Source organism: Paraburkholderia sp. (genome assembly GCF_035656215.1).
GTDB lineage: Bacteria > Pseudomonadota > Gammaproteobacteria > Burkholderiales > Burkholderiaceae > Paraburkholderia.
The window spans coordinates 1-2,347 of the sequence record NZ_DASRSY010000237.1; the positions used below are offsets into that span (position 1 = coordinate 1).

At 60.9% G+C, this 2,347-nt stretch carries 2 protein-coding genes; both read left to right on the forward strand.

Annotated elements, in window-relative coordinates:
• On the forward strand, positions 1-1,305 hold a 1,305-nt coding region (gene ilvA, locus VFE81_RS13380; protein ID WP_325045051.1), incomplete at its 5' end, for a threonine ammonia-lyase, biosynthetic.
• Between the two features lie 396 nt (positions 1,306-1,701).
• On the forward strand, positions 1,702-2,347 hold a 646-nt coding region (locus VFE81_RS13385), incomplete at its 3' end, for an FAD-dependent monooxygenase (RefSeq protein ID WP_325045052.1).

Here is a 2,347-nt window from a genome sequence, read left to right on the forward strand (position 1 = left end):
ACCGCGTCAGCGGGTAATCACGCGCAGGGCGTGGCGCTGTCGGCGGCGCGCATGGGCGTGAAGGCGATTATCGTGGTGCCGGTGACCACGCCACAGTTGAAGGTCGATGCGGTGCGCGCGCATGGCGGCGCAACGGTCGAAGTCGTGCAGTTCGGCGAGTCGTATAGCGATGCGTACGGACATGCGGTGAAACTGCAGGAAGAACGCGGTCTTACGTTTGTTCACCCGTTCGACGATCCGTACGTGATCGCCGGTCAGGGCACCGTCGCGATGGAGATTCTCAGCCAGCATCAGGGCCCGATCCACGCGATCTTCGTGCCGATCGGCGGCGGTGGTCTGGCCGCAGGTGTCGCCGCGTACGTGAAATCGGTGCGCCCGGAGATCAAGGTGATCGGCGTGCAGACCGACGATTCGTGCGCGATGGCGGCCTCATTAAAGGCCGGCGAACGGGTGACGTTAAATGAAGTCGGGCTGTTCTCGGACGGCACGGCAGTCAAGCTGGTCGGCGAGGAAACCTTCCGCCTGTGCCGCGAATATCTCGACGACGTGCTGATCGTGAACACGGATGCGCTGTGCGCGGCGATCAAGGACGTGTTCCAGGACACCCGCAGCGTGCTGGAACCGGCCGGCTCGCTGGCTGTGGCAGGCGCGAAGCAGTATGCCGAGCGCGAAGGCATCGAGAACCAGACGCTGATTGCGATCACGTCGGGCGCGAACATGAATTTCGACCGTATGCGTTTCGTGGCCGAGCGCGCGGAAGTCGGTGAAGCACGTGAAGCGGTGTTCGCCGTGACGATCCCCGAAGAGCGCGGCAGCTTCCGCCGATTCTGCGAACTGGTGGGCACGCGCAGCGTCACCGAGTTCAACTACCGGATTGCGGACGCGAATTCAGCGCATATCTTTGTCGGTGTGCAGATCAGGAATCGCAGCGAATCGGCGCAGATCGCGGATGCATTCGAAGCGCACGGTTTTGCCACCGTCGATCTGACCTTCGACGAACTGTCGAAGCAGCACATCCGCTATATGGTCGGCGGCCGCTCGCCGTTGGCCCACGACGAACGTCTGTTCCGTTTCGAGTTTCCGGAGCGGCCGGGCGCGCTGATGAAGTTTTTGTCGTCGATGGCGCCGAACTGGAATATCAGCCTGTTCCATTATCGCAACCAGGGCGCGGACTACAGTTCGATTCTGGTCGGCATTCAGGTGCCGGAGAGCGAGACCAGCGGGTTCGAGCGCTTTCTCACGACGCTGGGTTATCCGTACTGGGAAGAGACGCAGAATCCTGTTTATCGCTTGTTCCTCGCGTAACGGAGCGAGTTGCATCATGGGCAGGAGGCGGCGCTTAGCAATAGGCGCGGCTACTTCCTGCCGCGTCGGCACGAGTGCTTCTGCATGTGCTCAAAGCAGTCGCTGGAGCGGGCGATGAGAAGCCCGCGGCGCGCCGGAAGTTGCTCGCCGAGATCCGTAAGTTGCCTAGGGTTTACCTCGAGGCCGCGCAAAACAATACAGACGATCGGCTATCGGTCGAATGAGCGCAAGCGCTGTCTGGGCAACGGTATGGCGCATTTGCGTGAAGCCAACTCGCTCGACCAAACACATCTGTTATCTCAAAACTAGATAACGCATATCCACGATATCGCGTTGCGCGATACAGGGTGTGATTGTCAAACTGCGTGCAAATCAAACGCATTCAGGAGACAACTCATGCGAACCCAAGTTGGCATCATCGGTGCCGGGCCTGCGGGCCTGCTTCTTTCCCATCTTCTTCACCTGCGCGGTATCGACTCCGTCGTGCTCGAATCGCGCACTCGCGAACAGATCGAATCCACTATCCGCGCCGGCGTACTCGAACAGGGCACGATGGACCTGCTCACCGAGGCAGGTGTCGGCGCGCGCATGAAGGCTGAAGGCGCGCTGCATCACGGTTTCGAACTGGCTTTTGAAGGCAAGCGGCGCCGGATCGACCTGACCGGACTCACGGGCCATTCGATCATGGTCTACGCGCAGCACGAAGTCATCAAGGACCTGGTCGCCGCGCGCATAGCCGCCGATGGCGCCTTGCGTTTCGGCGTGACGGACACATCGCTGCATGACATCGATACCGATAAGCCGTCGATCCGCTATCGTCACGAAGGCGAAGCATGCGAACTGCAATGCGACTTCGTGATCGGCTGTGACGGCTCGCAAGGCGTCTCACGTGCTTCGATTCCGCAGGCGCTGCGCAAGGACTTCGAACGCGTCTATCCGTTTGGCTGGTTTGGGATTTTGTGCGAAGGGCCGCCGTCGTCGGATGAATTGATCTACGCGCGGCACGACCGCGGTTTCGCGCTGATCAGCACGCGCTCGCCAA